Source organism: Flavobacterium noncentrifugens (genome assembly GCF_900100375.1).
In the GTDB taxonomy this organism is placed as follows: Bacteria; Bacteroidota; Bacteroidia; order Flavobacteriales; family Flavobacteriaceae; genus Flavobacterium; species Flavobacterium noncentrifugens.
Genome location: NZ_FNEZ01000015.1, coordinates 1 through 3,816, shown reverse-complemented (window position 1 = coordinate 3,816; position 3,816 = coordinate 1). Strand labels below are relative to the sequence as shown.

Annotated in this window: 5 protein-coding genes; all 5 read left to right on the top strand. The window is 31.0% G+C overall.

What is annotated here, in order from left to right; translation table 11 throughout:
• Positions 1–60: 60 nt before the first annotated feature.
• The 5 genes from BLS32_RS18190 (at position 61) to BLS32_RS18170 (ending at position 3,672) form a co-directional block, all read left to right on the top strand.
• A complete protein-coding gene (locus BLS32_RS18190; RefSeq protein WP_091394824.1) occupies positions 61–741 on the top strand; it encodes a hypothetical protein in 681 nt (226 codons plus the stop codon).
• Between the two features lie 177 nt (positions 742–918).
• Positions 919–1,416, top strand: a complete 498-nt coding sequence (locus tag BLS32_RS18185; protein WP_091399518.1) for a hypothetical protein — start codon at positions 919–921, stop codon at positions 1,414–1,416.
• 173 nt (positions 1,417–1,589) lie between these two features.
• Positions 1,590–2,198 carry a hypothetical protein gene (locus BLS32_RS18180; RefSeq protein WP_091399515.1) on the top strand — a complete coding sequence of 203 codons (609 nt, stop codon included), beginning with the start codon at positions 1,590–1,592 and terminating at the stop codon, positions 2,196–2,198.
• A 171-nt stretch (positions 2,199–2,369) separates the two neighbouring features.
• Positions 2,370–2,804, top strand: a complete 435-nt coding sequence (locus tag BLS32_RS18175) for a hypothetical protein (RefSeq protein ID WP_091399512.1) — start codon at positions 2,370–2,372, stop codon at positions 2,802–2,804.
• A gap of 184 nt (positions 2,805–2,988) precedes the next feature.
• On the top strand, positions 2,989–3,672 hold the full coding sequence (locus tag BLS32_RS18170) for an energy transducer TonB (protein ID WP_139171823.1): 684 nt from the start codon (positions 2,989–2,991) through the stop codon (positions 3,670–3,672).
• Positions 3,673–3,816: the final 144 nt, after the last annotated feature.

Sequence of the window (3,816 nt, the reverse complement as noted above, 5' to 3'; positions counted from 1 at the left end):
ATCGCAACCTCGCTTAAGCCGCGAAACGTTAGGCAACATATCTGAAAAAATCGTCATAAAATGAAAACCTTAAGTTTGTATTTTTTATTCTTTTCATTAACTGCAATTTGCCAAACCGTCGAAATGCAGCGGAATGAGAATATAATCGATGAAAAATATGTATCGGATTCAAAAATTCAAACTCAATTCATAATTCTCAATTTAAATACTCAAAAAGATTTCAGTGTTTTTGCAGAGAGTACAAGCGATTCGATTTTCTCAATATTTGTATCAAATAATTTAAAGGATTCGATTTCACTTTCAAAACAGGATTGGCATTTATATATAATTCAAGAAGCAAAAAATAAGGAAGGCGATTGGAAACCAATTGAGTATTGGAAAAATTCGTGGTGTGGTAACAGTTATTTGTCACAGACGCTAAAATCGAATGAAATAATAAAGACTGAGTCGAAAGCGTATAAGGGAATTTTCAAAACCGAAATTCGCTTTAAACTTTTACTAAATTCAAAAAATTATTATTCAAATGCAATTAAAGGCGAAATTGATCCAAATCAATTTGATTTTAATGATTCCATTAAAGATAAATCTGGATATGATAATTATTCGAAAAGAGCTGGAAACAAAACAGCCGAAAAAATGATTTTTTTGGAATCATCTGGAATGAGGGAATATACAGAAAAAAATAAAAAATATGTAGCGTGGCTTACTAAAAAGGCCAAAAAGAGAAATAAAGCCAAATGATACGTTGCCTAACAGCGGCTAAGTGAGATTGCTGGTTTTCGGTAACCGGAAATTTTGTTTTCACGGAGAAAGTTTTATCTTGGCAGAGAAAACTCAGTCCGCTTGAATCGCAACCTCGCTTAAGCCGCGAAACGTTACCTGCAAGCGCATCCGAGATCGCGCATAAAAAAATCGTATATGAACAAATTTATTTTATTAATTACATCAGTAATCTTATTTTCCTGCAAAGGTAATAGCGAAAAAGAATTTGAAAATTTTTCTCTTTCAATTTCTAATCAGAATTTTAATTATAACTTAGAAAGTGGCGTCTTTCAAATTCCAGCAATAAATTTCGTAGATACAATAAAGCTAAATAAAGTTGAGAAAAACAAAATCTCGAAATCTTTTTATAAATATCAAATCGATACATTAAATGGAGAAAAACTTATTTTACCAAAAAAACCAATAATAATGCCCGATTTTAGAGATCTAATCATTGTGAAAATTAAAAATATTGAGAAGTCCAAATTAATTATATCAAATCAAATTGAAACGAAATCTGATTTAAACAATATAGAAAATGGAATCTGTAAATTCAATGAAGATTTAATTGAAATTTTAAGCAAGAATCCCGATTTTAAAGATTGCATGAATATTCTAAAAAGCAATTATAAAAATATTCCTCCATCAATGTAAGCGCCAGCAGGTAACACACGCTAACCGCAATTGCCGATTTTTCGATCACGGAATATCTATTTTCACGAAGAAAGTTTTATCTTGGCGGAGAAATCTCCGCTCGCTTTCATCGGCAACTGTCGGTTAGCGTGGGAACGTTATATGCCATTTAAAACCGCCAAAAACTACAAAGAATGATTGGATATGAACAAATTTTGCTTTCTTCAATTGGAGGTTCAGCTATGACATTATTTATTAATGAACTGATAAAAAGCTACAATAAAACTCAAAAATTAAAAAGGTCATCGGAAATTTTCGTTCAATTTATTGACGATATAATTATCAAATATTTGAAGAAAAATATTTTAGGCTATGACGACCTTTTAAATGTAAAAAGCGATGAAGAATATTTTAAAAGTAGAAATGTTACATTAAGTCCAATGCTCAACAAAAATATTTTTGATTTTTTTGAAAAAGAAGACTTAATAAAAATTTCTAGTGAATTTAAACAAAAAACTATTGTTGACATTTATCACGCATTTTATGAAATTGACTTTTTGCAAGAGCACTCACATTGGAGAATTATCGAAAAATTTCGCCTTAAAATGAAAAATCATTACGAAAAACATAAGAAAGATAATGAAAGTTTTTTAGAACATATTGAATGGTGTCAAAACTTTCAAGGAGCCAAATCTGATTTAGTTTCAGAACTTAAAATGCAAAAGAAACATTGCGAAGTCTTAATCAAAGATTTTGAAATTATAAAAAAAGAAATTTTGCAAAACGACATTATGATTGATTAAACATAAACGGCATATAACCGCCTGTAACCGCAATCGCGGAGTTTTCGGTAGCCGGAAGATGCATTTTCACGAAGAAATTCTATCTTAGCAGAGAAAACTCAGTTCGCTTTGATCCGCGACTGACGGTTACAGGCCAAACGTTAGCTGCCATTTCTTAAAACGACGTAAAACATGAACTCAAGTCAATCAGAACATTTACAAAAATTAGTTGCCGAAATCAATTCTGTGAAAAAAGATAAGGCTGAAAAGCTTGTCCAATTGATTAAACATATCACCACTATTTCTTTCGGAATGCTTACTGTTTTAGTAGCATTTAAACCTGAAAACTCAAATTGCTTCCAAGAAATTTTATTTTCAGTTATACTATCGGCAATCGGCGCGAGTATCATTTCAGGTATAATTTATATGTATTCTATCGTTGACGAATTAAATGAATATTTAAAAATTCATCTTAGGCATTTCGATATTAGGTTAAGTGGCGATTACGACAGTTATTTACGAGGTGAAATTCCAAAGAAATGGTATTTTAATTTTTCAAAAGTATTTTTTTATCTAAGTTCTTTAATTGTAGTAATATTATTAGTTACTTACGGAATAATCTCATAGAAACGGCAGCTAACCGCCGCTAAGCGAATTTGCTGGTTTTTGGTTTCCGGAAATTGTTTCTACACGAAGAAAGTTTATCTTGGCAGAGAATACTCAGCTCGTTGGCATCGCAAACTCGCTTAGCGGCAAAACGTTGTGCGTCATGCCGAAAAAACTCTGTATCCAAAATAAACTAAAATACATAATGAAGAAAATATTCTTTTTATTATTAATTTCTAATAGCATTTTTTCGCAGAGTTCAGAAGTAGAAAGACTTTCAATTTTCGCCGAAAGAGCATTTTCTGTAAAAGATTATAATAGAGCAAAAACCATCTATAACAAAATTGTTGAACTTGATTCTACAAACGTTAGCGCAATCTATAATTTAGCAATATCAGAATGGAATTTAGGTGAGAAAGAGTTGGCTTGTGAACATCTTTATAAATGCTATTCATTAAATGATTATGGTGCCGCAAAATTTTTACAAGAATATTGCAAAGATATTCCGGAGTTTTTGGTTGTCCCAATGCAAGAAGTTGATGAAAAACCAAAATTCATCGTTAATGGAGAAGCTTTTCCTTTATTTGTTGACGATGCCATTAATAAAAAATATCTCGATTTGGTTATAAAACAAATTAGAGATTCTGAATTCGTCTATAAAATGATTAGAGGAAAAGGTAAAATGTTTATTAATTTCCATATTAACAAGAAAGGAATATTTGACGGAAATATATTAAGGTTTTCAGGCGCAAAACAAGAAGAGATAAAAGTAATAGAATTCGAAATGATTAAAATTTTTAACAAAATAAAATTTACTCCAGCTTTGAAAAACGGAAAAGTTGTAGAAACATCAAATAAATATTTATTACCTATCGATTTTGGAACCTAATTATAATGCACGAACGCACAACAGCGGCTAAGCGAGATTGCTGGTTTTCGGTAACCGGAAATTTTGTTTTCACGAAGAAAGTTTTATCTTGGCAGAGAAAACTCAGTCCGCTTGAATCGCAACCTCGCTTAAGCCGCGAAACGT